This is a genomic window from Dyella sp. KRB-257, from assembly GCF_049445995.1.
Lineage (GTDB): Bacteria > Pseudomonadota > Gammaproteobacteria > Xanthomonadales > Rhodanobacteraceae > Dyella_A.
The window spans coordinates 88,574-113,573 of sequence record NZ_JBMSDZ010000005.1 but is presented as its reverse complement, the minus strand read 5'-3'; the positions used below and the strand labels follow the sequence as shown (position 1 = coordinate 113,573).

Annotated in this window: 21 protein-coding genes; 6 read left to right on the top strand and 15 right to left on the bottom strand. The window is 68.7% G+C overall.

Annotated elements, in window-relative coordinates; all coding sequences use genetic code 11:
* Positions 1-185: 185 nt before the first annotated feature.
* From ACO2Q2_RS05450 to ACO2Q2_RS05440, 3 genes are all read right to left on the bottom strand, one after another.
* Positions 186-764, bottom strand: a complete 579-nt coding sequence (locus ACO2Q2_RS05450) for a TetR/AcrR family transcriptional regulator (protein WP_423254773.1) — start codon at positions 762-764, stop codon at positions 186-188.
* The gene (locus ACO2Q2_RS05445; RefSeq protein ID WP_423254772.1) at positions 761-1,438 is read right to left on the bottom strand and encodes a cupin domain-containing protein; all 678 of its coding nucleotides are present in this window, start codon (positions 1,436-1,438) and stop codon (positions 761-763) included. Before ACO2Q2_RS05445 ends, ACO2Q2_RS05450 begins: the two co-directional genes overlap by 4 nt.
* A gap of 390 nt (positions 1,439-1,828) precedes the next feature.
* A complete protein-coding gene (locus tag ACO2Q2_RS05440) occupies positions 1,829-2,686 on the bottom strand; it encodes a DUF3014 domain-containing protein (protein WP_423254770.1) in 858 nt (285 codons plus the stop codon).
* Positions 2,687-2,922: 236 nt separating this feature from the next.
* On the opposite strand from ACO2Q2_RS05440, the gene ACO2Q2_RS05435 reads away from it, so the two are divergent.
* From ACO2Q2_RS05435 to ACO2Q2_RS05415, 5 genes are all read left to right on the top strand, one after another.
* Entirely contained in the window at positions 2,923-5,082 is a 2,160-nt protein-coding gene (locus ACO2Q2_RS05435) for a putative bifunctional diguanylate cyclase/phosphodiesterase (RefSeq protein ID WP_423254769.1), read from the top strand.
* Between the two features lie 197 nt (positions 5,083-5,279).
* Positions 5,280-6,674 (top strand): diguanylate cyclase domain-containing protein, encoded by a 1,395-nt coding sequence (locus ACO2Q2_RS05430; protein WP_423254767.1) that lies wholly within the window; start codon positions 5,280-5,282, stop codon positions 6,672-6,674.
* Positions 6,675-6,777: 103 nt separating this feature from the next.
* Positions 6,778-7,314: a hypothetical protein gene (locus ACO2Q2_RS05425; RefSeq protein WP_423254765.1), complete on the top strand. Its 537-nt coding sequence runs from the start codon at positions 6,778-6,780 to the stop codon at positions 7,312-7,314.
* Between the two features lie 41 nt (positions 7,315-7,355).
* Entirely contained in the window at positions 7,356-8,396 is a 1,041-nt protein-coding gene (locus ACO2Q2_RS05420) for a cytochrome-c peroxidase (protein ID WP_423254763.1), read from the top strand.
* A 17-nt stretch (positions 8,397-8,413) separates the two neighbouring features.
* Positions 8,414-8,950, top strand: coding sequence for a cytochrome b (locus ACO2Q2_RS05415; protein WP_423254762.1), 537 nt, complete (start codon positions 8,414-8,416; stop codon positions 8,948-8,950).
* 24 nt (positions 8,951-8,974) lie between these two features.
* Here ACO2Q2_RS05415 and ACO2Q2_RS05410 read toward each other — a convergent pair whose 3' ends face one another.
* The 12 genes from ACO2Q2_RS05410 to ACO2Q2_RS05355 form a co-directional block, all read right to left on the bottom strand.
* Positions 8,975-9,319 (bottom strand): zinc ribbon domain-containing protein YjdM, encoded by a 345-nt coding sequence (locus ACO2Q2_RS05410; protein WP_423254761.1) that lies wholly within the window; start codon positions 9,317-9,319, stop codon positions 8,975-8,977.
* Between the two features lie 41 nt (positions 9,320-9,360).
* The gene (gene panE, locus ACO2Q2_RS05405; RefSeq protein WP_423254759.1) at positions 9,361-10,305 is read right to left on the bottom strand and encodes a 2-dehydropantoate 2-reductase; all 945 of its coding nucleotides are present in this window, start codon (positions 10,303-10,305) and stop codon (positions 9,361-9,363) included.
* Positions 10,306-10,323: 18 nt separating this feature from the next.
* Positions 10,324-12,567, bottom strand: coding sequence for a beta-glucosidase BglX (bglX, locus tag ACO2Q2_RS05400; RefSeq protein WP_423254758.1), 2,244 nt, complete (start codon positions 12,565-12,567; stop codon positions 10,324-10,326).
* Between the two features lie 339 nt (positions 12,568-12,906).
* Positions 12,907-13,833, bottom strand: a complete 927-nt coding sequence (locus ACO2Q2_RS05395) for a DMT family transporter (protein WP_423254757.1) — start codon at positions 13,831-13,833, stop codon at positions 12,907-12,909.
* Positions 13,834-13,980: 147 nt separating this feature from the next.
* On the bottom strand, positions 13,981-14,205 hold the full coding sequence (locus tag ACO2Q2_RS05390) for a hypothetical protein (protein WP_423254756.1): 225 nt from the start codon (positions 14,203-14,205) through the stop codon (positions 13,981-13,983).
* A 690-nt stretch (positions 14,206-14,895) separates the two neighbouring features.
* Positions 14,896-17,280: a glycoside hydrolase family 3 N-terminal domain-containing protein gene (locus ACO2Q2_RS05385; protein ID WP_423254755.1), complete on the bottom strand. Its 2,385-nt coding sequence runs from the start codon at positions 17,278-17,280 to the stop codon at positions 14,896-14,898.
* 234 nt (positions 17,281-17,514) lie between these two features.
* Positions 17,515-17,781 (bottom strand): DksA/TraR family C4-type zinc finger protein, encoded by a 267-nt coding sequence (locus tag ACO2Q2_RS05380; protein ID WP_423254754.1) that lies wholly within the window; start codon positions 17,779-17,781, stop codon positions 17,515-17,517.
* 99 nt (positions 17,782-17,880) lie between these two features.
* Positions 17,881-19,143, bottom strand: a complete 1,263-nt coding sequence (locus tag ACO2Q2_RS05375) for a diguanylate cyclase domain-containing protein (RefSeq protein ID WP_423254753.1) — start codon at positions 19,141-19,143, stop codon at positions 17,881-17,883.
* Between the two features lie 200 nt (positions 19,144-19,343).
* Positions 19,344-20,639, bottom strand: a complete 1,296-nt coding sequence (locus ACO2Q2_RS05370) for an MFS transporter (protein ID WP_423254752.1) — start codon at positions 20,637-20,639, stop codon at positions 19,344-19,346.
* Between the two features lie 154 nt (positions 20,640-20,793).
* Entirely contained in the window at positions 20,794-22,572 is a 1,779-nt protein-coding gene (locus tag ACO2Q2_RS05365) for a GGDEF domain-containing protein (protein WP_423254751.1), read from the bottom strand.
* Positions 22,573-22,604: 32 nt separating this feature from the next.
* Positions 22,605-22,847 carry a hypothetical protein gene (locus ACO2Q2_RS05360; protein ID WP_423254750.1) on the bottom strand — a complete coding sequence of 81 codons (243 nt, stop codon included), beginning with the start codon at positions 22,845-22,847 and terminating at the stop codon, positions 22,605-22,607.
* Between the two features lie 106 nt (positions 22,848-22,953).
* Entirely contained in the window at positions 22,954-23,769 is an 816-nt protein-coding gene (locus ACO2Q2_RS05355; RefSeq protein WP_423254749.1) for an SAM-dependent methyltransferase, read from the bottom strand.
* Positions 23,770-23,842: 73 nt separating this feature from the next.
* On the opposite strand from ACO2Q2_RS05355, the gene ACO2Q2_RS05350 reads away from it, so the two are divergent.
* Positions 23,843-24,970, top strand: coding sequence for a PilT/PilU family type 4a pilus ATPase (locus tag ACO2Q2_RS05350; protein ID WP_423254748.1), 1,128 nt, complete (start codon positions 23,843-23,845; stop codon positions 24,968-24,970).
* Positions 24,971-25,000: the final 30 nt, after the last annotated feature.

Here is a 25,000-nt window from a genome sequence, read left to right as displayed (position 1 = left end):
AGACCGCGCTGATCCAGCTGCCGGAAGCGAAGTGACCAAGCGACAAGGAAGCGGCGACGGATCGCTCCGTCCCCTGTGGGAGAGGCTCAGCCCCGACACCCCGCCATGGCGCAGCGGAAGTGTCGCGACTGAAGTCACTCCCACAACCATGCACGCAACAGCGCGAGCGCGCCGCCGGAGCCGCCTCACCCCGCAACAGTGGCCAGCAGGTTCTTCCCCACAGCGGAGGGGCCGGTGCCGGAGCGACCACCGCGCCCCACCACCATCGCGCCCTCCAGCGCCGACAGCATCAGCTCGGCGAGATTCGCCGCGCGCTGCGCCGTGGTCACCTGCCCGCTGCGCTGCGCGTCGCGGAAGGCCGCGGTGAGCCAGGCGAGGTTGAGCCGGAAGAAACCGGCGACGGCGTCGGCCACGTCGGCGGGCAGGGCGTCCGCCTCGGCGCCGAGCATGCCGCATACACACAGGCGGCCGTCCTGCGCATAGGTGGTGGTGAACAGCCGCACGTACGCCTTCAGCCGTGCCAGCGGATCGCGTCGTGCCACGTCGATCGCCGCCAGCGCGGACTCGAAGCGCCCGGTGTAGCGCCGCGCCAGCGTGGCGACGAGCTCGGCCTTGGTGCGGAAGTGGTGATGCACGCTGGGCTTGCGGATGCCCACCGCCTGCGCCACGTCGTCGAAGGAGAAGCCGCCGTAACCGCGTTGCTGGATCAGCGCCTCGGCCACGTCCATCACCCGTTCGGCGGTCCCTGCCGGTGCGTGGTTCATGCGGCGGCGTCCTCGGTGTGGGCGATCAGGTGGCCGGTCTTGACCAGGATGGTGCAGCCCTCGCGGCTGAAGGGCCGGTGCTGGCTCATGTGCGGGCTGCGCAGCCAGCTGCCGGCCGGATAGCGGCCGTGCTCGTCCTCGAACACGCCGTCGACCACCAGGATCTCCTCGCCGCCGTAGTGGCGGTGCGGATTGAAATACGTGCCCGGTGCCCAGCGCACCAGCGCGGTGTGCTCGGCGCGGAAGTCGTGCAGCGGCATCACCGACAGGCCCGGCACCAGCCCCGGCAGCCACGGCTCGTCGCGGGTGTGCACCACCACGCGCGCCTGGTCGGTCGGATCGAAATAGCGCAGCTTGACGAACAGCACGCAGCCGCCGTCGGACCACGGCGCGTGCGCCGAGCCGGGCGGATTGCGGATGTACGAGCCGGGGCCGAAGCGGCCGCTCTCGTCGCAGAACTCGCCCTCCAGCACGAACAGTTCCTCGCCCATGGCGTGCACGTGGCGCGGAAAGTGCGACCCTGGCGCGTAGCGCACGATGGAAGTGGCGCGGGCTACTTCGTCGCCGTCGCGCTCGAGCATCTTGCGCTGCACGCCGGCGGAGGGCGATTCCACCCAGTCCATCGCGGAGGAATCGACGACGGCGCGTTCGGACCAGTCGGAACGGAGTTGCATGACAGCTACCTACCTATTGGAAGGTAGACAGGATCACGCCGCGCTGCCCCGCGGTCAAGCGCGGCACGACACCGCGGCCGCACAATGGCCCGCGCTGGGAAGCGACGGGCGCCGCAGGCAGATTGGCGGCTCGCCCAGGGAGCCATTCCCACGATCCCTCGCTTCATAGATCGCGCCGCCAACGAACGCACCTGCTGGCGTGAGTGCGCACGGCGATCACGGTGATGGCGTTCGGCGCGCTGCCGGTGCTGCTGGCGGCGATGCGTTTCCACCGCAACCGCGTAGCGATCGACCGCGACGGCACCGAGCTTTACCGCACGGACACCGGCAGCTCGCGCTGCGCAGTGGAAGGGCCGCGCCGTCTACTGGAGCGTGCGCGACGACGATGGCTTACCTGGCGGCCGACGTCGCGGCGGCCGGAGCCGCATGCAGGCCGCTGCCGACGAGGCGGGTGCGCAGGTCGCGCAGCCTGGCTTTCACCGCGGCCTCGTTGGCCGGGCCGATGCGCAACATCGCCTTCTGCCCCACCGACAGCCCCTGCAGCGCCGGATCGGCGAACGCATAGCCCTGCTTGTACGGCGCCACGATCAGCGGCTGGGTCGGTTCGGGGGCGGCGAGCAGGTGGTCGATCACCGCGATCAGCCGGTCGTTGAAATAGGCACTGGGATAGCCCAGCTCCGCGTACGCCTGCTGGAACAGCGGGTAGTAGTGCACGTACCAGTCGACCAGCGCCTGCGCATCCACGCTGGCCAGCGCCTGCATGTACGGCGCATAGCGCGCCGCGTTGGCCGCACCGATCATGCTCTGGCCGTCGGCCTGCTCCACCACCAGGCTGCCCTTGGCGGGCTTCACCGGCAGGATGAAGCGGCCCATGTCCGCATGCGGCAGCGCATCCACGGTGGCGACGATGCGCGGGATGATCGACTGGCGCACCAGCCACGCGCCGATGTCGCCGCCGCTGGCCAGCGCGATCAGGCTGTCGGCCACGTTCGCATCGCTGTCGGCCAGGGCTGGCAGCGGCGCCGTGCTGGCCGTGGCGGGGCCGCTGTCGGCCTGCGCGATCGGGTGAGCGATGGCAGGCGCAGTGCTGGCGGGCGCGGGCGATGAGGCGGCCGGCGCAACCGATGCCGTCGGCCTGGTATCGGCCTGCCGCGCGCGCTGCATGAGGAAGTAGGCGGCAGCGGCGATGACCACCAGGGCGATGACGGCGGCGAGCCAACCGCCGACGCTGGAAGAACGCTTGCTCATGATGTGGGCACCTCATTGAAAACCGATATCAGGGGACCCGGCCCGGCCGGGATCGTTCACTCAAGTCCCGGCCGCGGCGGTCGAGACAGGGGGAATCGCCACGTGCCGAGAGCCCGATCTCCGCGCCCCGGGCAGTCGCGGCATTTTTCCCGTAGCTTGGGCTATCGTGGCACGACGGGGCGGCGATGCCGGCCATGGTAACAACCGGGGACGCATCGGGGGGGGGCGCATCGGGTATGGGTGGAACGGAGGCACACGCGGTATTCGGCTACTACACCGCCGCGCTGGTGGCGACGGCGTGCATCGCGGTCACGTCGAGCATCCAGTTCATCCTGATCGGCATGCGCCAGCGGTGCGACCGGCTCTATCTTTCCTACGCGATGCTGTGCCTGTGCATCGCCGGGCTCGCCTTCTTCAACGCGCTGCTCGGCCTGGCACAGACGCAGCACCGCGCGGTGGAGATGCTGCGCGCCATGTGCGCCGCGGCAGCGCTGTCGTTTCCGTTCTTCTTCACCTTCGTGGGTTGCTATGCCGGCCGTCCGCTGCGGCCGCGGACGCTGGCGATCATCACGGCGGTATGTGTCGCCTTTTTCCTGGTCAACCAGTTTTCGCCCGGCACGATGTTCTATTCGCGCATCAGCGGCATGCAGGCGTCCGAACTGCCGTGGGGCGAGTGGGTGACCAGGCTCAACGGCATCCCCTCGCCGCTGGGCTGGACCTTCCATCTGCTCACCTACCTGGCGTTCGCCTGGGCGCTGGCGATGATGACGATGCAGTTCCGCCGCGGCGACCGGGTGCCGGCGATGCTGCTGGGGCTGTGCCTGTCGATCCAGTTCGCCGCGCTGCTGTGGGGCGATATCGTGATCGACCTGATGGGCATGCCCTATCCGTACGTGGATGCGTTCTCGTTCCTGCCGTTCGTGCTGCTGATGGGCCTGTCGATGGCCAGCCAGCTGCACCAGCGCACGCTGCAGCTGGAGCAGACCACGCGCCGCCTGCGCGCCGAGGCCAGCACGCGCGAAGAGGCCGAACTGAGCCTGCGCCACCTCGCCTACCACGACCCGCTCACCGGCCTGCCCAACCGCCTGCGCATCCTGGACATGATCGCCGAGAGCGCCACCGGCGCCCGCCGCACGCGCAGCCATTGCGCGGCGATGGTGATCGACCTGGACAACTTCAAGACGATCAACGATGCGCTCGGCCACCACGTCGGCGACCGCATGCTCGAAGCGGTGGCCGACCGCCTGCTCGCCGCCGCACCCGCGGAAGCGGCGCTGGGCCGACTCGGCGGCGACGAGTTCATGGTGGTGGTGGAGCATCTGCCGGCCGACCCCGAAGAGGCCGGCACGCAGGCGCAGCAGATCGCCCACGACGTGCGCGCCCGGCTCGCCGCGCCGATCAACGTGGACAGCAACGTGCTGTCGGTGGGTGCCAGCGTGGGTGTGGCACTGTTTTCCGGTCGCGACGGCGATGCGCCCAGCGTGATCCGCCGCGCCGACATCGCGCTCTATCGCGCCAAGGCCGCCGGCCGCAACGCGGTGCGCCTGTTCGAGCCGGAGATGCAGAGCGTGGCCGACGAGCGCCTGGAGCTGGAGCGCGGCCTGCGCGCGGCGGTGGAGAGCCTGGGCAGCGAGACCCCGTTCCAGCTGCATTTCCAGCCGCAGGTTGGCGTGGATGGCCGGCTGCTCGGCGCCGAGGCGCTGCTGCGCTGGCGCCATCCCGTGCTGGGCGAGGTGGCGCCGGACGTGTTCATTCCCATCGCCGAGGAAACCGGGCTGATCCACGCGCTCGGCGCATGGGTGATCGGCGAGGCGTGCGCGCGCATCCGCGAGTGGGACGCGCGCCGGGTGGACTTCGGCGAGCATCTGGCGGTGAACGTGAGTCCGTGGCAGCTGGCGCATCCCGACTTCGTCGATCGCACCGAGAAGCTGGTGCGCGAGTCCGGCGTGCAGCCCGGCCGCATCACGCTGGAACTGACCGAGAGCGCGCTGCTGCAGGGCTTCGAGGCGGCCCTGCAGACCATGTATGCGCTGGCGGGCATCGGCTTCCGGCTGGCGCTGGACGATTTCGGTACCGGCTACTCCTCGCTGAGCTACCTCAGCCAGCTGCCGCTGCACGAGCTGAAGATCGACCGCTCCTTCATCTGCGGCCTGCGCCCGGAAGCGCACAGTCCGCTGGCCAGCTTCATCGTCGACGTGGGCCGCCGGCTCGGCATGACCACCATCGCCGAGGGCGTGGAAAGCGAAAGCCAGCGCGCCACGCTCGATGCGCTAGGCTGCGACGGCCTGCAGGGCTACCTGATCTGCCCGCCGCTGCCGGCCGCCGCCTTCGTGGTCTGGCTGGCGCAGCGCGAACGCGCCACCACCCCCCTGCGCACGGAAAAACGCGGCGCCTGAGCCCGTGCGCATCGGGCAGGATGTGTCATGTTTGGTCCGGCAGCGGCCATACCGACCCACCCAGCACATGGACGAGGATGCTCTGATCAACCCTGCTCTACGACCATGCCTGCTCCACGACCAGACCCATCCGGGCATGGCACGGAATATGCTGAACACCAGTCACTGCATCTGCATGCGTCCCACATTCCATACCGATGACTCCTGAGCAATACCCGGTTCCCCTGGCCAACGTGATCGACCTGCTGGTCGACGCGGTCTGCGTGGTGCGCGCGGACACCGAGATCGTGTTCGTAAGCGCGGCCAGCGAACGCATCTTCGGCTACCGGCCCGAGGAGATGATCGGCCGCCGCATGAGCGAGTTCATGCATCCGGACGACCGCGAGCGCACGCTGCGGCACGCGCAAAAGCTGATGACCGACGATACGCCGGGGTATTTCGAAAACCGCTACGTGCGCAAGGACGGCAGCGTGGTCGACCTGATGTGGGCCGCGCGCTGGTCGCAGGAAGCCGGCGTACGCGTGGCCGTGGCGCGCGACATCACCGGGCGCAAGCGCGCCGAGTCGATGCAGGCGGCGCTTTACGACATCTCCGAGGCCGCCCACGCCGCAGCCGACCTGGACGCGCTGTTCCGGCGCGTGCACGAGATCATCGCCGGGCTGCTGCCGGCACGGAATTTCTTCGTGGCGCTGTACGACGCCGAGCGCGACGCATTGAGCTTTCCCTATTGCGTGGATGACCACGACATCGCGCCGGAACCGCTTCCGCTCGATTCGGGCACGCTCAGCGCCGAGGTCGTGCGCAGCGGACGCCCGCTGCTGCTGCGCTCCGACGACGTGGCCAGCGTCAGCGAGCGCGTGCGGGCGATCGTGGCGCAGGCGCCGCCCGGCCACGCGCCGCTGGCCTGGCTGGGCGTGCCGCTGGTGGCCCAGCACGGCGTGATCGGCGCACTGGTGGTACAGAGCTACACCGGGGACGTGACCTACGGCGAGGACGACATCCATCTGCTGCAGTTCGTGTCGACCCAGGTGGCGGCGGCGATCGAGCGCAAGCAGGTCGAGGCTCGGCTCAACCACATGGCCCGCTATGACCAGCTTACCGACCTGCCCAATCGCGCGCTGTTCCACGACCGCCTGCAGAACGCGCTCGCGCGCGCACGACGCGACCTTGAGCGCGTGGGCATCCTGTTCCTGGACCTGGACCGGTTCAAGGAGATCAACGACCGGCGCGGCCATGCCGTCGGCGACCGTCTGCTGTGCGAAGTCGCGCGGCGACTGAGCGCCTGCGTGCGCGAATCGGACACGGTAGGCCGGCTCGGTGGCGACGAGTTCGCCGTGCTGCTGCCGCGCATCGTCAAGCCGGAAGGCGCGATGGCGGTTGCCGAGAAAATCCGCCGCGCGCTGCATCAGCCGATCGATCTTGACGGCCAGCCGGCCACGATTTCGGCCAGCATCGGCATCGCGCTTTATCCGGACCACGGCGAAAGCGAGGACGTACTGCTCAAGCTGGCCGATGACGCCATGTACGCCGCCAAGCGCTGCGGCGGCAACCGCCTGCTGATGTCCGCCACGCCGCCGTCGGCGGGGCCATGAGCAGGCAGCAGTACAAAGCTCTCCGTTGACGAAGATCAATTCGACCCGATGACCCGAGCACTAAGGTGTAGTCCCAACATCGCTCAGATCCGGAGAACTCGTCATGCGCCACACTGCCTTGCTTGCTCTCGCTGCAGCCGTTTCCCTCACCTGCGGCCTCTCATCGCCCGCCTTTTCCGCGGAACAACAGGGCCGCTCGACTGGCGGCGGTGCCGCGCGCGGCGACGTGCAGCGCGATCGACTGTATGACCAGGATCGCCTGAGGGACCGCGACACCATCTACGGCTCCCAGCTGATGACCCCGGCCGAGCGCAATACCTATCGAAACAAGATGCGCAACCTGCGGACGGTGCAGGAACGCGAGGCATTCCGCACCCAGCATCATCAGGAGATGCAGCAGCGCGCGCAGGAACGCGGACTGCGTCTGCCCGACAGCCCGCCGGCCCAGGGTGCGCGCGGCGGCATGGGTCCCGGCCCGGCCATGCAGCAGCAGCGCATGCGCGAGCAGACGGAGCAGGAAACCCGTCAGCGCACGCAGCAGGGGACGCCGTCATCGTCCGGCCAGGGCACGCCGGCGCGCACCCAGACCGAGCAGGAGCAACGCGAGCGCAGCACCGGCGACCAGGACGGCGGCAACTGATACCGCGCATCGCCCCTCCCTGTCGCTACAGGAGAAGCACCATGCGACGATTCCACCTCGTGGCATCGCTGTCGCTGGCCAGCCTGCTGGCCGCGCCTGCATGGTCGCAGTCCGACCTGCAGAAACAGGCGCAGCAGCTGTTCCGGCCGATCCCGACGGCTCCGCCGGCACTGCCGGGCAATCCGGCGTCGCCCGAGCGCGTCGCGCTAGGCAAGATGCTGTACTTCGACCCGCGGCTGTCCGAGAGCCATGCGATCAGCTGCAACTCCTGCCATCTGATCGGCCTGGGCGGCGTGGACCTGCAGGAGACCTCGCTCGGCCATCGCTGGCAGCGCGGCGGGCGCAATGCACCCACCGTCTACAACGCGGTGTTCGACGTCGCCCAGTTCTGGGACGGCCGCGCCAAGGACCTCGAGCAGCAGGCCGGCGGGCCGCTGGTCAACCCGGTGGAAATGGACACCACCGAGGCCCACACGGTCGAGCAGCTGCGCGCCATCCCGGGCTATGTACAGGCGTTCGCCAAGGCCTTTCCCGGTCGTGGCGAAGCGCTCACCTTCGACAACATCCGCCGTGCCATCGCGCTGTTCGAAGCCACGCTGATCACCCCGAACGCGCCGTTCGACCGCTACCTGAAAGGCGATGCCGGTGCGCTGGACGCCGCCCAGACCGAGGGCCTGGCGCTGTTCGTCGGCAAGGGTTGCGCGGCATGCCACGCGGGCATCAACGTGGGCGGTGCCATGTACGCGCCGTTCGGCGTGGTGGAACGCCCTGGCGCGGACATCCTTCCGCCCGGCGATCGCGGCCGCTTCGCGGTGACCAAGACGGTGAGCGACGCCTACGTGTTCCGCGTACCGTCGCTGCGCAACGTGGCGCTGACGCCGCCGTACTTCCATTCGGGCAAGGTATGGGACCTGCGCCAGGCCGTGGCGGTGATGGGCAGCAGCCAGCTCGGTGCACAACTCACTGATGCGGAGATCGATCGCATCACCGCCTTCCTTGGCAGCCTCACTGGTGAGCAGCCACAGGTCATGTTGCCGATATTGCCTCCCAGCGTGACCGCCACGCCGCGGCCCAAGCCCTGAGTCAGGGGTCACCCACGATGAACACGATTGCGCGCAGCCGCTATTCCATCACCGTCCGGCTCGCCCATTGGCTCACCGTGCTCGCCATCGTGGCCGCCTACTTGCTGGTGGAACTGGACGAGGACGACGAGCGCGGCGACACACCTACGCTGGCCATACAGGGCCACTACCTTGCCGGGCTGGCGGTGCTGGCGCTGCTGGTGGTGCGCCTGGTCGGCATGGCACGCGGCCACCGCCCGCCCGTCGTCCCCGCGCCCGGCCGCCTCTCCATGCTGGCGGCAGGCATCACGCACGCGGCGCTGTACCTGTTCCTGCTGGGGGAGCCGATCCTCGGCATCCTCTCGGTGAACTACGCCGGCGAAGCGGTTACCCTGCCGTGGTCGGGCGTAGCGCTGCCGATGCTGGTGCATGCCGACCCCGGTGCGCGCGAGGTGGCGGAGGAACTGCACGAGTCGCTCGGCGAGATCTTCTACTGGGTGATCGGCCTGCACGTGGCGGCGGCGCTGTGGCACCACGTGGTGAAACGCGACAACACGCTGCGCCGGATGCTGTGAACCCGCCGCAGCCGGGTGCGACGCTCAGGCCTTGCGCAGGAAACAGGTCTTGAGCACCAGTCCCTTGATCTTGTCCGAGCTGCCTTCGATGTGCTCGGGGTCGCCATCGACCAGGCGGATGTTGCGGATCGCCGCGCCCTGCTTGAGCGGGATCGACGAGCCCTTCACCTTCAGATCCTTGATCACCAGCACGGTGTCGCCGTTGCTCAGTGCCTGGCCATTGACGTCGCGCACCACCACGGCCGGCTCTTGCACGGCCCCGTCGGACTGCAGCGGCCATTCGTGGCCGCAGTCGGGACAGATCCAGCTGGCGCCATCCGGATAGGTGTTTTCCATGCCGCAACGCGGACACGCGGGGAGATCGAACATCGGAGCGACTCGGCCAGTGGGCGGGCCAGTATAAGCGGTCGCTACGCTCGGCCGCTGCGGCGCCCCTCGTAAGCCTGCAGGTGGATCCAGGCCAGATCCAGCAGCGGCGCGGGCAATCCGGCATCGTGCGCGCGCTGGCGCATGTCGCCCACGATGTGCGCACCCTCGATGCGCTGACCCGACTCCAGGTCGCGCAGCATCGAGGCGGTGACGCTGGAGCCGGCCTGGGTAAGCATGCGCCGCGCGTCGTCCTGCGCCTCGTGCGGGATCGGCTGCCCCGCTGCCGCAGCCACCGCCACGCATTCGTCGTACAGCGCCTCGATGAAGGCCTGTCCGCCCCCGGCGGCCACGATGGCGCCGATGCTCGCGCGCATCAGGCAGGTGGCGCCCGCCAGCGTGGTGAGGAAGCTGAACTTGATCCACAGGTCCTGCGCGATGTCCGGCGAATGGCGGTGATCCACGCCGGCGGCGGCGAACGCGGCGGCGAGCGCCGCGCATCGCGCGCCGGATGCGCGGCCGTCGCGCTCGCCGAAGGTCACCGAGGCCGGCTTGCCCAGGTGCAGCACCTCGCCGCGCTCGCCCTTCATGGCGCCGATGAAGCACAGCCCACCCAGCACGCGGCGGGCGCCGAAACGCGCATCCAGTGCCGCGTAGTGGCGCAGGCCATTGAGGATCGGCAGCACGGCGGTGCCCTCGCCGATCGCCGGCGCGATGGCCTCGATCGAGCTGTCCAGGTCGTAGGCCTTGCAGCTGAGCAGCACCACGTCGAACGACCGGGCCGCGGCGACGTCGGCCAGTTGCGGGGCAGTGAGGTGTTGCACCGGAAACTGCGCGTCGCCCAGCGGACTGCGGATCACCAGGCCGTCGCGGTCCAGCTGCGCGGCGCGCATCTCGCGCACCAGAAACGTGACGTCGGCGCCGGCCTGGGCCAGGCGACCTCCGAAATAACCGCCGGTACCGCCGGCGCCAAGGACGAGCATGCGCATGGAAACTCCGGATGGGGATCAGGGCCCTGTGAGGGTAAACGCCGCGGCTGCCGTCGCCGTGGCGTCGTCACCCACGTAGACGTCGAAATCGCCCGGCTCGGCGCCCCAGCTGCCGTCGCCGCGACGGAAAGCAAGATCCGCCGGCCGCAGCGTGAAGCGCACCTCGGCCTGCGCGCCCGCGGGCAGGCTGACCCGCTGGAAGCCCTTCAGCAACCGCACCGGCGGGCTGACGCTGGCCACCCGATCGTGCACATACAGCTGCACGACATCGGTGCCGGCCCGCTGGCCGGTGTTGCGCACGCGGGCCCGCACGATCAGCACGCCAGACGGCGCCAGCGGACTGCCCTCGACCCGCACCCGGTCGATCGCGAACGTGGTGTAGGCAAGGCCGTAGCCGAACGGATACAGCGGCGTGTTGGCGACGTCGACGTAATGCGTCGAGTAGTGCAGCGCGAGCTTGTTGGTGTCGTCGCAGGGGCGGCCGGTTTCCCGGTGCGCATAGTAGATCGGCACCTGGCCGACCGTGCGCGGGAAGCTCATCGGCAGCTTGCCGGATGGGCCGGCATCGCCGAACAGCAGGTCGGCCACCGCATGGCCGGCCTCGTCGCCCGGCACCCAGGCTTCGAGGATCGCATCCGCGTGCGCGTCCAGCCACGGGATCGACAGCGGCCGCCCGTTCACCAGCACGGCCACCACCGGCCTGCCGGTGGCGACCACCGCCTCGGCCAGCGCCCGCTGTCGTCCCGGCAGGTCCAGCGTGCTGCGGCTGTGGCCCTCGCCGATCAGGTCGATGTCCTCGCCCAGCACCAGCACGACCACGTCGGCCGTGCGCGCAGCCGCCACCGCCGCGGGGATGCCCGCGGTATCGTCGCTGTCGACGTCGACGCCACGGACATAGCTGACGCTCGCCGCCTTGCCCACCGCCTGCCGGATGCCGTCGAGGATCGGCACCACGTCCCGCGCCTGCCCCTCGGCAGCCATCTGGCCAAGCATGTCGGCGCGGTCGTCGGCCAGCGGACCGATCACCGCGATGCGTCCGCTGCGGGCAAGCGGCAGTGTGCCGTGCGCATTCTTCAACAGCACCATCGACGTGCGCGCCACCTCGCGCGCGAGTGCGCGCTGCGGTGCCGACAACGGCAGGCTCGCCGCCAGTTGCCGGTTGCCGTAGCGGAACGGATCGTCGAACAACCCCAGCCGGTACTTTGCCTCCAGCACGCGCCGCACCGCCGCATCCACCCGTGACGGGTCGACCTGCCCGCTGCGCACCAGCGCCGGCAACTGATCCAGATAGGTGCCGCTGTGCAGGTCGATGTCCACCCCGGCGTCCAGTGCCAGTCGCGCGGCATCCGCCGGCGTGGCGGCCAGGCCGTGCTGCTGCAGCTGGGCGACCGCGTCGAAGTCCGACACCACCAGCCCGCGGAAACCCCACTGCTGCCGCAGCACGCCCTGCAGCAGGGTGGCATCCGCCGTCGCCGGGACATCGTTGAGCGTGCTGAGCGAGGGCATGATCGCGCCGATGCCCGCCTTCACCAGCGCGTGGAACGGTGGCAGGTAGACGTCGTCCAGCTCTCCCTGCGAAAGATAGGTGGCGTTGTAGTCGCGCCCCGCCTCGACCGCACCGTAGCCGACGAAATGCTTGGCGGTCGCCATCATCGTGTCACGCGCGGCGAGGTCGTCGCGCTGGAAACCCTCGAGCTGGGCCACCGCCATCGCGCTGCCGAGATACGGATCTTCGCCGGCACCTTCCGCCACCCGGCCCCAGCGCGGGTCGCGGCTGATGTCGACCATCGGGCTGAAGCTCCAGTCCACGCCGGCGGCGGTCGCCTCGCGGGCCGCGGCACGGTGCACGCGGCGCACGAGGTCGGGATCCCACGTGGACGCGAGGGCCAGCGGAATCGGGAAGATCGTGCGGAAGCCGTGGCTGACGTCACCCATGAACCACAGCGGGATCTTCAGTCGCGACTGCATCGCCAGTTGCTGCATGTGGCGCGTGTAGGCCGCCACGTCGCGCCCCGGCAGCACGCCGTTGGTGCCGCCGACACGGCCTTCGCGGATCAGTGCCTCCAGGTCGCCGCGGTCGGCGCCCAGGATGCTCAACTGGCCGACCTTTTCCTCCAGCGTCATGCGTGAGAGCAGGCCGTCGACGACGCGATGCATCTTCGCCTCGCCCCCGGCGTCGCCGGCATGCGCCAGCGGGCACGCCAGGCCCCATGCCAGGCCCAGCATCGCAAACAATCGGCTGCAGACGCATACCCGCTTCATCGACGAGCTCCCCACGAAAGCGAACGCCCCATGATCCCACAGGCCGGATTCGCCGGGATGCGCACGGGGGCGGAAGATCGCGCCTCGCTCACGGCTGGCAGGCATCTTCAGCCGGGTCGCTTGCCATGCCCTGCGCAACCGGCGCGACGCGCGCAAGCTTGCGCAAGGCGACCACGCCCAGTTCTCGCTTGAGCAACGCCGCGCGGGCCGTCCGGCGATCGTCCGGGCCAGGGGTCCTGAGGGGGCAAGAAGGCCACCCTGGTGGCCTCGCCGATGGCCACGCCGAAGCGGTAGCCGACTGGCTGCGCGCGCGACGGGTCGCCTGGCACGAGGCTCCCGTCAGGCCGGCGCCCGGTTCACCAGCCACAGGCCCACGCCGATCAGCGCGCCGCCGCACAGCTGCAACGGCGACAGCGCCGTGTGCAGCACCACGAACGACAGCAGCACGGCGAACAACGGCGTGAGAAACAGCCAGCCGCTGGCGTGGGTGGCGCCGCCACGACGCAGGGCCACGAACCACAGCCCGAACGACCCGGTGGAGGCCGGCACCGCCAGCCACACGAACCACAGCCACTCGCGCGCGCCGATATCCGTCGGCCATCGTTCGCCGCCGGACCAGGCCAGTGCCAGCAGCACCAGCGCGCCGATCAGCATCTGCCAGAAATTGAGCGCCAGTCCGCCGATCGGCAGCGCGGCGCGCTTGTTGATGATGGTGGCCACCGCCCAGCACAGCGCCGACGCCAGGCAGCACAGCTCGCCGAACAAGGCATCGTGCTGCCCCGTCAGCAAGGCGCCGGGCCCGATCGCCAGCGCCACGCCGAGCATGCCCAGCAGCAGTCCCGCCACGCGCACCGGCCCCAGCGATTCGTGCAGGAACAGCCGCCCCAGCAACGCCACCCAGATCGGATTGCTGAACAGCAGGATCGCCGCCGCCGCGGCCGGGATGCTGCGCATGCCGACAAACAGCAGCCCCATCACCGCCGCCGTCTGCAGCAACCCGATCGCGCCAACCACCCATGCCTGCCGCGGCGCCATCGCCGGCGGCCACAACTGCGCACGCAGCGGAACGCGCGCCATCGCCAGCAGCGGCAGCGTGGCAAACGCCGCCAGCAGGAACCGCCAGCCCACCAGCAGGATCGCCGGCACGCCGTGACCGAGCAGAATCTTGCCGGCGATGAAGCTCGACCCCATCAGGAAGGTGGCACCGAGCAGGGTCGCGTAGAACCCGGCGTCCACGCTGGCACGGCCTGGGGCGGCGCGGGTCATCGGCGGGCGCGGGCGAAAGGCATGCCCGCACGCTAGCGAGTGCAGCGGCCGCTTGTCGACACGGCCTTGGTCGAACCCGCCGGAACGCATGCCCGGCCAGCCTCGGTGGTTTCCCGTACGAGGTAGCGACCGATGCGCAAGTGGCTGTCACTGGAAGTGTTCGTGCTGCTGGCGTTTGCCGCCGGCTTCGTACACCACCTGCATGCCCGACACCGGACACCGCAACCGCGCCAGCGCCGCATCCAGCACCGGCAGGTCGCCGTCGATCCGGCCCACGTGGCAGACCTCGCCGCCATCCGCGTCCGCCCTTGCAACCTCGATCGATTCCTTGTGGACGTCCAACCCGATATGCACGGTGATACAGTCGCTCATGCCCTGCCTCCGCGAAAGTTCTCGTCGCCGTCCCATCGCCAACGAGGTGGCTCGGCGCACTACCCGCGCGCAACCCACGGTACGCGCGAAGACCGGCCGCTCCAACGAGAGCCATTCTGTCTAGACCTACAGGGAAGTTACCCACGTGTATTTGTCAAAAGCGCCTACTGCACTGATTATCCTTGTCTCCATTGGGTGGTTTGCGCCTTATGGTGGCAACAGCACAGTCAGAGCTAGCTCGCCACCCAATTTCGGTCCAGCTACATATCCAATGACACGTTCTGAATTCTTTGGGCGCATAAATTCCAAGTTGCTTGCAAGCTGCGATACCTCTCGTGAGGAATACAACCTTAGCCGAGACAGGTGCCTGCAACTCATGGCCCAAAGAACGGCCTCTTGTGCCAAATCCGTTTCTGTAGCCAGCACCATCGTGGATAAGACCCAGTTCAAAACTTACGGCAGGGAATACCTGGGTTGTGCCAAACCGTATTTCTTCTGTAACGGCACCGAGGTCAAGACACTCGGGGCCACAATTGATCAGTGCAGGTAGGCCTGACTCGTTCAACCTGCCCGACAGCGTGTTCGCGCCGGTAGGGGGCGCGGTGATACATGCAGGAAAGCCGGGGAACCGCTGGCGATCCGACCCGAACGGACGCGGCGACGGGTTCGTTCGCCGCGTCCGTTGCCGCCTCAGGGCGTGACGTCGAAGTCCGCCTGCTGCGTGGCCAGCGAGCTGCCGCCGACCCACACGGTGTAATGCGTGGGCTCGATCACCGGCCGGCTCTTCACGTTGTAGAACGACAGCTCCGGAAAACCGAGCTGGAACGTCAGCTGCCTCGATTCGCCCGGCTTGAGCGTCACCCGCTGGAAGCCCTGCAGGCTGCGCACCGGCTGCTCGACGCTGGCGCCAAGGTTGCGCACGTACAGCTGCACCACCTCGGTGCCGGCACGCTTTCCGGTGTTCTTCACCGTGGCGGTGACGGTCACCAGGTTCTTCGCATCCGGGCGGTTGGCCTCGGCCAGCGGCACGCGCGGGCGCGACACGTGCACGCCCGAATAGCCGAAGGTGGTGTAGCTCAGGCCCCAGCCGAACGGATACAGCGCGCTGTTGGGCACGTCGATGTAGCGCGAGATGAAGCGCGTGTCGCCGGCCGGTGGTTTGGTGAGATCGGCATCGCCGGCGGGACGGCCGGTCGGGAACTGGTTGTAGTACAGCGGCTCCTGGCCCACCGCGCGCGGGAAGCTCATGGTCAGCTTGCCGCTGGGCGCCACGTCGCCGAACAGCACGTTGGCCACCGCGTTGCCGGCCTCGGTGCCGGGGAACCAGGTTTCCATGATCGCGCCCACGTGCTGGTCGGCCCAGTCCAGCACCAGCGGGCGGCCGGAGAACACCAGCAGCACCACCGGCTTGCCGGTGGCGACGATGGCCTGAAGCAACTGCTGCTGGTTGCCCGGCAGGTCCAGATGCGCGCGCGAGCCCGCCTCGCCGCTCATGCCGGACGACTCGCCCAGCGCCATCACCACCACGTCGGCCTGCGCGGCGGCCTGCTTCGCCGCGGCGAAGCCGGCCTGCGAGTCGGTCAGCACGTCGGTGCCCTTGGCGTACAGCAACTCGCCGCCGAGCTTCTTCATGCGCGCCGCCAGGCCGCTGCGCAGGGTGACCACGTCTGGCAGGTGCTGCGCGCCGCCCCAGGCGCCCTGCATCTCGCTGGCGTCGTCGGCCAGCGGGCCGATCAGGGCGAGCTTCTTCACGGCGGAGGACAGCGGCAGCACCGGCGCGGCACCGTTGCCGCCGTTTTTCAGCAGCACGAAGGATTCCTCCGCCGCGCGGCGCGCCAGCGGCCGGTGCGCATCCACCGCGCGGGTCACCTCGGTGCCGCGCGCGTACGGATGCTCGAACAGGCCCAGCGCGAACTTCACCCGCAGCACGCGGCGCACGGCCTCGTCCACGGTCGTCATCGACAGCTTGCCCTCCTTCAGCAGCTTCGGGATCTGGGTGTCGTAGAAGTGGCTCATCATGTCCACCTCCACCCCGGCTTCCAGCGCCTTCTCGGTGGCGGTGGTGGCGTCCAGCGCGATGCCGTGGTGGGTCAGCTCCATGATCGCGGTGTAGTCGCTGACCACGAAGCCGTCGAAGCCCCATTCCTTGCGCAGGATGTCGGTCATCAGGTACGGATCGGCGGTGGCCGGCACGCCGTTGAGCGCATTGAACGAGCTCATCATCGTGGCCGCGCCCGCTTCCACCGCGGCCTTGTACGGCGGCAGGTAGACCTGGCGCAGGCGGATGTCGGACATGTCGGTGGTGTTGTATTCGCGCCCGGCTTCAGCCGCGCCGTAGGCGGCGAAGTGCTTGACCGACGCGGCCACGCTCTTGGGATCGGACAGGTCGGTGCCCTGGTAGCCGCGGATGTATGCGCGCGCCATCACGGAGCCCAGGTAGGCGTCCTCGCCGGCGCCTTCGGTGGAGCGCCCCCAGCGCGCGTCGCGCGAGATGTCCACCATCGGCGAGTAGAACCACTTCACACCACCCGTGGTGGCCTCCACCGCGGCCATGTGCGAGACGTCCTGCACCAGCCGTGGATCCCACGAGGCGGCCAGGCCCAGCGGCACCGGATAGATCGTGCGGTAGCCGTGGATCACGTCGGCGCCGAACAGGATCGGGATGCCCAGGCGGCTGTGCATCGCCGCTTGCTGGAAGCGGCGGGTCTTCCCGGCGCCGATCACGTTGAGCATGGAGCCCAGCTCGCCTTTTTTCGCCAACTCGTAGGCATCGACGTGGTCGCGGGTCTCGGGATTGTCGGCGATCGCCGCGCCCGCATCGGCCGCCGTCGGCGCCGAGGAACCCTGGTCGTTGTACTGCACCAGCTGGCCGATCTTCTCGGCCAGCGTCATCTTCGCCAGCAGCGCGTCGACCCTGCGCTCGATCCGTGGCGAGGCCAGTTGGGCGTTGGACGGGGCGACCGCCGCGCGGGCATCGGCGGGTGCGGCGACGGCGACTCCGGCCACGGCCAGCGCGATGGCGGTGCACAGGAGCATGGAACGGGAATACAAGCCGGATCGGGGCTGGAAGTTCATCGATTCTCCGGGGGTGGCGGGCGCCGGCGAGCCGTCGCCCGGATCAGGGACGGCAGGAATGTAAACGTTTACGCACCGTTCCGTAAATGCGCGCTGCAATATCCGGCCGACGTGGACGTGGCTCCGTGGGCCGCCGGGGCGCGAGCGCTGTCTCAGAGGTCGAGAAAAATTCGACCGCTGCAGCGAGGGCGCCGCCAAACATTCGTGGCAGGCGGGCGATTTTTTCTCGGCCGCTCAGCGCAGCTGGCTGTCCTTGCTGCCACGGCGGTTGTACGGGCCGACCGCGCGCCGTTCGTGGTCGTGCGCCTCTTGGCAGCTCACGCACAGACGTACGCCGGGCACGGCCTGGCGCCGCGCCGCGGGAATCGGCGCATCGCACGCTTCGCAGCGCTCCCGGCCGGGGCCCTGGCGCAACTGCTGGCGCGCGCGCTGCACGGCGTCGTTCACCGTCGCGTCGATCTGCTCCTGCACGGCGCCGTCGCCGGCCCAACCGGTAGCCATGGCCTGTCCTCCGAATCGCTGCTTCCGGTCCGCAGGAGCCGGAAGCTGTCTGCCCTGCGGATGCAGGGTGGTGCCGCGCGACGCGCAACACAAGCGATCTCAGTCCGCTTGCGGCTCGCGTGCGCCCAGCTTGTGGGCATACATGGCGCGGTCGGCAGCAACGTAAAGGCTGGCTTCGTCCGAGCCGTCGTCGGGGTAGAAGGCCGCACCGATGCTGGCATGCACGGCGATGCGTTCGCCCTGCACGTCCAGGCCGTGGTGCAGTGCCGCCTGCAGTTTCCTCACCAGCGCAGCCACCGCTTCGCGGCTATCCACGTCGGGAAGGATGGCGGCGAACTCGTCTCCACCGATGCGGGCCAGCGTGTCGGTACCACGCAGGCGTGCACGCAAGCACTCGGCGGCCGCGGCCAGCAGCGCATCGCCGGTGGCGTGGCCGCGGGTGTCGTTGATCTGCTTGAAGTCGTCCATGTCGATCACCAGCACCACCAGTCTCTCGCTGCGCTGGCGCGCGCGGCTCAGGGCGGCATCGAGACGCCGCGCAAACAGCCGGCGATTGGGCAGGCCAGTGAGCTCATCGTGCATGGCGTCGTGCTTGGCCTCGCCCAGTTGCTCTTCCAGCACGGTGAAGATCATGCCGGTGGCCACGAGGAATTTGGGCAGGTTCCAGGCTCCACTCTGGATCTGCAGACCCGGCGCCCAGCGATCCAGCACCGCAGCAACCGGAAACACCAATGCCCATGCGACGAAGCTGACGGTGGTGAACCACACGCCGCGCGTGCGCGAGGTGGCGCCGTGCCAGAAGAAGTACGCCACCAGCAGGTAGTGCCAGTACAGCATCCAGATCAGCGCCCACTCGATCGTGGCGAACTGCACCAGCAGCGCCTGGACGACGTAGGCCAGCACGATGCCGGCGGTCAGCGGCCAGCGATCCCGCCGCACGGAGCTGCGGCGATCGGCGCGAAACAACTCCAGGGCGGCAGCGGCGGCCAGCACGGTCAGGCCCAGGAAGACCCGGTGGTCTTCGACTCCCCCCGCCAGCAGCACCACGAACAGCACGTCCGGGGTGGAGGCCAGCAGGGTGCCGACGAAACTGCTGCTCCGTCCCGCGTGGCGATCGTGCCCGGCCCAGATGAACGCCACGCTGGTGAGCAGCAGCATCGAGAGCGATACCGCCTCGCCCGGTTGCGCCAGCATCGGCACGTTGAGGTAGACCAGTTGGGCAATGATGTGCACCAGGATCATCACCCAGCCCACCAGCCAGTAGCGCAACCGCGTCTGCTGCGTGCGTCGCAGCAGCGCGGCAAACACCGTCACCAGCCCGCCGATGGCAAGCAGATCGGGCAAGACGGAAAGGTTCAGCATGGGCCATGCGCGCGCGGGCAGAAATGGCGCGCGGAGCCGCCGTGCGCGTCATCGCGGGGCGAGGCATCGACGCGGACGGATGATCTGTTCACGCAGGGATAGCGACCCGGTTCGTGCAGACTTGAGTGAGCGCCGCTTACTCCGAGGAGCGTGGACCATAGAAGCCATTCGGGCTGCAAAGCTCTTCGTCGCGAACGTTTCTACGGCCCACGCTCCTCGGCCTCGGCCGCCACCGCCGGCATCGCCCACAATGCCAGCAGGGTCAGCAGCGCCGAGCCGGCCAGATAGTAGCCCACCGACGCCAACCCGTGACGCGCCGCCAGCCACGTCGCCAGATACGGCGCCAGCGAGGCGCCGAAGATGCCGGCCAGGTTGAACGCCAGCGAGGCGCCGGTATAGCGCACCGGCACCGGAAACAGCCGCGCCAGCACCGTGCCCAGCGGCCCGTAGGTCAGCCCCATCACACCCAGCCCCAGCGCCAGGAACAGCAGCACCCGCAGCGCACTGCCGGCGGCGAACAGCGGCGCGAACAGCAGGCCGAACGCAAGGATCAGCGCGGTGGACAGCACCATCATGTAGCGCGCCCCGCGGCGATCGGCCAGCCACGCCGACAGGGGAATCGTCAACGCGAAAAACAGCACGCCCACCATCTGCAGCAGCAGGAATTCCTCGCGCGAGTAGCCCAGGCGGCTGGTGGCCCAGCTGAGGCTGAATACGGTCATCAGGTAGAACAGCACGAAGGTGGCCAGCGCCACGAAGGTGCCGGCGATCAACGCGCGCGTGTGGCGCGTCACCACCGCCAGCATCGGCAGCCGCACGCGCTCGTGCCGCGCCATGGCGCGGGCGAAGGCCGGCGTCTCGTGCAGCCTCAGGCGTATCCACAGGCCCACCGCCACCAGCACCGCACTGGCGAGGAACGGTACGCGCCAGCCCCAGGCGAGGAACGCCGCCTCGCCGATACCCTGGGTCAGCCACAGGAACAGCCCGGCGGAGAGGAAGAACCCGATCGGCGCACCGAGCTGCGGAAACATGCCGTACCAGGCGCGCCTGCCCGGCGGCGCGTTCTCGATCGCCAGCAGCACCGCCCCGCCCCACTCGCCGCCCAGCCCCAGGCCCTGCCCGAAGCGGCACAGCGCCAGCAGCGCCGGGGCCGCCACGCCGATGCTCGCGTAGGTGGGCAGCAGTCCGATGGTGACCGTGGAGATGCCCATCGTCAGCAAGGCGGCCACCAGCGTGGCCTTGCGCCCGATGCGGTCGCCGAAGTGGCCGAACACCGCCGAGCCCACCGGCCGCGCGAAGAACGCCAGCGCGAACGTGGCCAGCGACTGCAGCGTCGCCGAGGTGGCATCGGACGACGGGAAGAACAGCGCCGGGAACACCAGCACCGCCGCGGTGGCGTAGATGTAGAAGTCGAAAAACTCGATGGTGGTGCCGATCAGGCTGGCGAGCAGCACGCGGCGCGTCGAGGCGGACGGCGCGGATGCGGCACGAGTCATGGATGTTCCCTTGGGACGGATGGACGTCCGATTCTGCCAGAGTGGCGGCCCACCGACGCCAGCCGCGCCGGAAGCGATGCGAGCGACAGGTCGATGGGAAAGGTTGCGCGACCGCGTGATCGATCCAATCGGTCCGGCAACGGCACGGAATGCGTCAGGTCGCGACCTGCTGGCCGAACGCCAGCATGTCCAGCTCGACGCGGTTGCGGCCGCTGCGCTTGGCGCGATACAGCGCGTTGTCCGCGTCGGCCAGCAGTTGCCGCAGGTCATAGCCGGCATGTTCGGTGGAGGCCACGCCGAGACTGGCGGAAATCACCACCCCGCGGGTGTCTTCGTCGTCCGAGGTGGCCGCGATGGTGCTGCGGATGGCTTCGGCGCGCTGCCGGACGGTGGTCAACGACACTCCCGGCAGCAGGATGCCGAACTCCTCGCCGCCGAGTCGACCGAAGATGTCGCTGTTGCGCAGGTGGTCGTGGCACACCGCCACCGCACGCTTGAGCACCAGGTCGCCGAAAGCGTGCCCATGGGCGTCGTTGATCAGCTTGAAATGGTCCAGGTCCAGCAGCAGCAGGCAGAGGTGACTGCCTTCGCGCTGTGCCGCCGCCAGCATCCGTTCGGCCTGCTCCACGAAGTGTTGGCGGTTGAAGATGCCGGTGAGGCCGTCGTGGCGCGCCAGTCGCATGAAGCGCTTCTGCGAGCGCTTGAGCCGGACCAGCCAGAACACCACCGAAGCCAGCACGGTGAGCAGCAGGATGATCGAGAGCCGGCTGGCCTGCACCGCCTTGCGGTCCAGCGCCTGCTGCAGCTGCAGGATGCGGTTGCTGTCCTCCGCCTTCTGCAGTTGCCTCAACTTGCCGTCAACTTCCTGCTTCACCCGCTGGTAGGCCAGCGACGAGGCACTGACCGTGTCGAGATAATGCTTGTCGGCATCCACGTAGCGCTCGTGCCAGTCCAGCGCCTCGGCCATGTCGCCTCGCCGCTTGGCCACCTCGTAAAGTACTTGGTAGGCCCGCGCCAGCAGAGGCGTCGGTACGGCAGGCAACTGCTCGGGTACGGACTGTCGCGCACGCCGATACGCGCCATCGAGGTCGCCGCTGCGGTACAGGGCATCGGCCCAGGTCGCCGCCCAGTCGTGGGTGAGGGCTCCGTAGCCTGATGACGCCACCTCGGCCTGGAATCGCTGCAGGATCGTCAGGGCCGGCCGGATCTGCTCCAGCCGGATGAGCGTCTGGGCATGGATGAGGCGAATCGCGTCCGCCCAGAACAGATTGTCCGAGGCCACGCAGGCATCGATCCCTTGCTCATAGCCGGGATCATCAGGGGGCAGCGTGTGTGCCGAGGACATCGCCATGATCAGCAGATAGCTGGCCTGACAGGCGCTGATGCCTTGCGGCTCCAAGGCGACTCCAAGGCGCGCGTAATGGGTGGCGAGGTCCGCCTGGCCCGCGGCCACGAGCAGCTGCGTGGCCTCGCCGATGCCCTGGAATCGCACGGCAGGATCGTCGATCGACGGCAGATCCTTGAGCAGACGGTCCAGTTCTCGGTATGCCGGCTCGTACTGGTGAGTTGCGGCCAGAGGGTTGATCAGGGTGGCGCGGGCGCGGAAACGCAGGGTGGGGTCCGGCGCACCGTCGAGCACCTTCCTCAGTACGGCCGCGCTCGCCTCGTATTCGCCCCGATATACGTCCTGCCAACCTTGCAGGTAGGCCAGGTGCCAGCGCTGCGCGTCATTCATGCCAGCGCGGCGCGCGGACAAGTCGACAAGCAACTGCCTGAAGCCGGTATTGTCCGAGACCTTGATCGCCTCGGCCCGGGCGAACAACGCCTCGGCCGCCGGGTCACGCGTTGCTTCAGCCTCGGCATGGGCTGCGCCAGCGCAAGACAAAAGGACACCGAGCAGCCACCGCGAGGCGGTGGCTGCTTTCCGCTTCATGCAGGCGCTTCCCTTGGACACCACCAGCGCGATTACTCCGACGGTGCCGCTGGCGGCGACTGCTCGTCTTCGCCGCCCTGTTCTTCCTGCTCCTCTTCTTCTTCTGCCGGGAAGACCATGCCATTGAGCGGCTGACCGCCCGTGGCATATGCCATCGGCCCAGCCGGCATCCCCTTGCGCGACAGCACGCCGGCATCATCTGCACCGGCCTCCTCGACCGCGCCCCACGGCGCTTGCGCGCCGAGCCGTTCCAGCGTTTCGACGATATCGTCCATCTCCCCCCCCCCTTCGACGCCCGGCAAACTGAACAAGCGAAATGCGAATCCATCCTGGGCGCCCGGCCAAGCATAGCGCCGACTCCGTTACTCGTTTAACGCCCCCTCATGTCGTACCCCCTGATGGGATGGGCGATGCCGCCAACCCGGCAAGGCGGCGCGCCACCTGGGGACCGGGCAGGAGCGTCTCGACGGGGGGCATGACCAGGGTGTCAAGCGGATCGACCGCTGCGTGCGGCAACCGCGACAACGGCATTCGACGAATCAAGGGTTGCTGCGTCGGGAGCGTGGCCGCCCGGTACAGGATGACCTCATGCTCGGGTGGGTAGTCCGCCTCCAAAAGGTCGACCAGCACCCTTCGATGCGCCTCACCCGTGATCGGGCGAGCCAAAGAGCGATCGCCGGCCACCCCGACCTGCCACAACACCAGCCATGCAGCCGGATCGATGCGCCGTCGATAGAGCATGAAGCGGGTTGCTTCGTAGTGCTGGCAGCCAACGGTTCCGGGGTCTACCCCGAGGTCCGCGTAAAGGCAATCCTCAGCCGATATGCCCGGCTCCATCCATCCGGAGTGGCCCTGAGCCCTGGCCTGCGCAATGGCGCGATGCGGCACCCACGCAAACACGCCCGGATGCCCATAGAACGCCCCGCACACCCGCTTGCCGGCACGCACTTCGGCCAGCATCGCCTCGACCATGCCGCGGTAGCTGTGCATGCGCGACATGCCTTCGCGATAGAACGGCTGCAGGCTGCGCACGTCGGGATTCATCCGGCGCACCCATTCCTCCATCAGCGCGTCGGCGACCAGCACGAACACCACGTCCGCCTGCTCGATACAGCTGCGCGCCCGCGGTGTCAGGTGCGCGCCCAGCATCATGCCCACGCCTACGCAGGCCAGGCTGCCGGCCTTGTGCTCTTCCACGTCGATATCCCCGCCTGATCGCCGGATGCGGCCCGCGCAGTAGCATGCACCATCTGCCGCGGGAGAACCGAGCATGTCGACCGAGCTGACGCAGTTCCTGCACGGGATGGCCGAGAAGAAGGCTTCGGACCTGTTCTTTTCGGTGGGCGCGCCGCCGAACATCAAGATCGACGGCGAAACCCGCCACCTGGGCGAGGCGCCGCTGTCGGCCGAGACGGTGCGCGACCTCGCCTATTCGGTGATGAGCGACAAACAGCAGCGCGAGTTCGAGGCCACGATGGAGATGAACCTCGCCATCGGCGTGGCCGACGCCGGCCGCTTCCGCGTCAACGTCTACCGCCAGCGCGGGCACGTGGCGCTGGCGGTGCGCTACATCACCAGCGAGATTCCCTCGATCGAATCGCTCAACCTGCCACCGATCCTGCGCGAGCTGATCATGCAGCCGCGCGGGCTGATCCTGGTGGTGGGCTCCACCGGCTCGGGCAAGTCGACCACGCTGGCCTCGATGATCGACTACCGCAACCAGCACAAGACCGGCCACATGCTCACGGTGGAGGAGCCGATCGAGTTCCTGCACACGCACAAGCAGTCGATGGTGGACCAGCGTGAGGTGGGGCTGGACACGCTGAGCTATGCCAGCGCGCTGAAGAACGCCATGCGCCAGGCGCCGGACGTGATCATGATCGGCGAGATCCGTGATCGCGAGACCATGCAGGCGGCCATCGCCTATGCCGAAACCGGCCACCTGTGCCTGTCCACCCTGCATGCGAACAACGCCAACCAGACGCTGGACCGCATCATCAATTTCTTCCCCGATTCGTCCCGTCACCAGCTGTTGATCGACCTCTCGCTCAACCTCAAGGGCGTGGTGTCGCAGCGCCTTCTGCGCAGCGTGGAGGGCAGGCGCGTGCCGGCGGTGGAGATCCTCTTGTCCACGCCGTACGTGGCCGACCTGATCGAGAAGGGCGAGATCTACACCATCAAGGAAGCGATGAAGCAGAGCCTGGAGCACGGCATGCTCACCTTCGACGAATCGCTCTACCGGCTCTACGCCACCGGCCGCATCGGCTACGCCGAGGCGATCGAGCACGCCGACTCGCAGACCGACCTGGCCCTGCGCATCCGCCTGCAGGGGCCCGAGCCGCAGAACGCCTCGCACCACGACCTGGACGGCGCGCGCATCGACGGCCCCGGGCGCTGAGCACTCATGCGTCATTCAAGCCGGCGACAT

What these genes read in the sequence shown, in the direction of transcription:
- ACO2Q2_RS05420 (WP_423254763.1), top strand. Translation starts at nt 7,356, where the DNA reads ATGCGACGATTCCACCTCGTGGCATCGCTGTCGCTGGCCAGCCTGCTG.
- ACO2Q2_RS05395 (WP_423254757.1), bottom strand. Translation starts at nt 13,833, where the DNA reads ATGACCCGCGCCGCCCCAGGCCGTGCCAGCGTGGACGCCGGGTTCTAC.
- ACO2Q2_RS05435 (WP_423254769.1), top strand. Translation starts at nt 2,923, where the DNA reads ATGGGTGGAACGGAGGCACACGCGGTATTCGGCTACTACACCGCCGCG.
- ACO2Q2_RS05385 (WP_423254755.1), bottom strand. Translation starts at nt 17,280, where the DNA reads ATGAACTTCCAGCCCCGATCCGGCTTGTATTCCCGTTCCATGCTCCTG.
- ACO2Q2_RS05440 (WP_423254770.1), bottom strand. Translation starts at nt 2,686, where the DNA reads ATGAGCAAGCGTTCTTCCAGCGTCGGCGGTTGGCTCGCCGCCGTCATC.
- panE (WP_423254759.1), bottom strand. Translation starts at nt 10,305, where the DNA reads ATGCGCATGCTCGTCCTTGGCGCCGGCGGTACCGGCGGTTATTTCGGA.
- ACO2Q2_RS05380 (WP_423254754.1), bottom strand. Translation starts at nt 17,781, where the DNA reads ATGGCTACCGGTTGGGCCGGCGACGGCGCCGTGCAGGAGCAGATCGAC.
- ACO2Q2_RS05445 (WP_423254772.1), bottom strand. Translation starts at nt 1,438, where the DNA reads ATGCAACTCCGTTCCGACTGGTCCGAACGCGCCGTCGTCGATTCCTCC.
- ACO2Q2_RS05365 (WP_423254751.1), bottom strand. Translation starts at nt 22,572, where the DNA reads ATGAAGCGGAAAGCAGCCACCGCCTCGCGGTGGCTGCTCGGTGTCCTT.
- bglX (WP_423254758.1), bottom strand. Translation starts at nt 12,567, where the DNA reads ATGAAGCGGGTATGCGTCTGCAGCCGATTGTTTGCGATGCTGGGCCTG.
- ACO2Q2_RS05425 (WP_423254765.1), top strand. Translation starts at nt 6,778, where the DNA reads ATGCGCCACACTGCCTTGCTTGCTCTCGCTGCAGCCGTTTCCCTCACC.
- ACO2Q2_RS05450 (WP_423254773.1), bottom strand. Translation starts at nt 764, where the DNA reads ATGAACCACGCACCGGCAGGGACCGCCGAACGGGTGATGGACGTGGCC.
- ACO2Q2_RS05375 (WP_423254753.1), bottom strand. Translation starts at nt 19,143, where the DNA reads ATGCTGAACCTTTCCGTCTTGCCCGATCTGCTTGCCATCGGCGGGCTG.
- ACO2Q2_RS05350 (WP_423254748.1), top strand. Translation starts at nt 23,843, where the DNA reads ATGTCGACCGAGCTGACGCAGTTCCTGCACGGGATGGCCGAGAAGAAG.
- ACO2Q2_RS05390 (WP_423254756.1), bottom strand. Translation starts at nt 14,205, where the DNA reads ATGAGCGACTGTATCACCGTGCATATCGGGTTGGACGTCCACAAGGAA.
- ACO2Q2_RS05430 (WP_423254767.1), top strand. Translation starts at nt 5,280, where the DNA reads ATGACTCCTGAGCAATACCCGGTTCCCCTGGCCAACGTGATCGACCTG.
- ACO2Q2_RS05370 (WP_423254752.1), bottom strand. Translation starts at nt 20,639, where the DNA reads ATGACTCGTGCCGCATCCGCGCCGTCCGCCTCGACGCGCCGCGTGCTG.
- ACO2Q2_RS05410 (WP_423254761.1), bottom strand. Translation starts at nt 9,319, where the DNA reads ATGTTCGATCTCCCCGCGTGTCCGCGTTGCGGCATGGAAAACACCTAT.
- ACO2Q2_RS05415 (WP_423254762.1), top strand. Translation starts at nt 8,414, where the DNA reads ATGAACACGATTGCGCGCAGCCGCTATTCCATCACCGTCCGGCTCGCC.
- ACO2Q2_RS05360 (WP_423254750.1), bottom strand. Translation starts at nt 22,847, where the DNA reads ATGGACGATATCGTCGAAACGCTGGAACGGCTCGGCGCGCAAGCGCCG.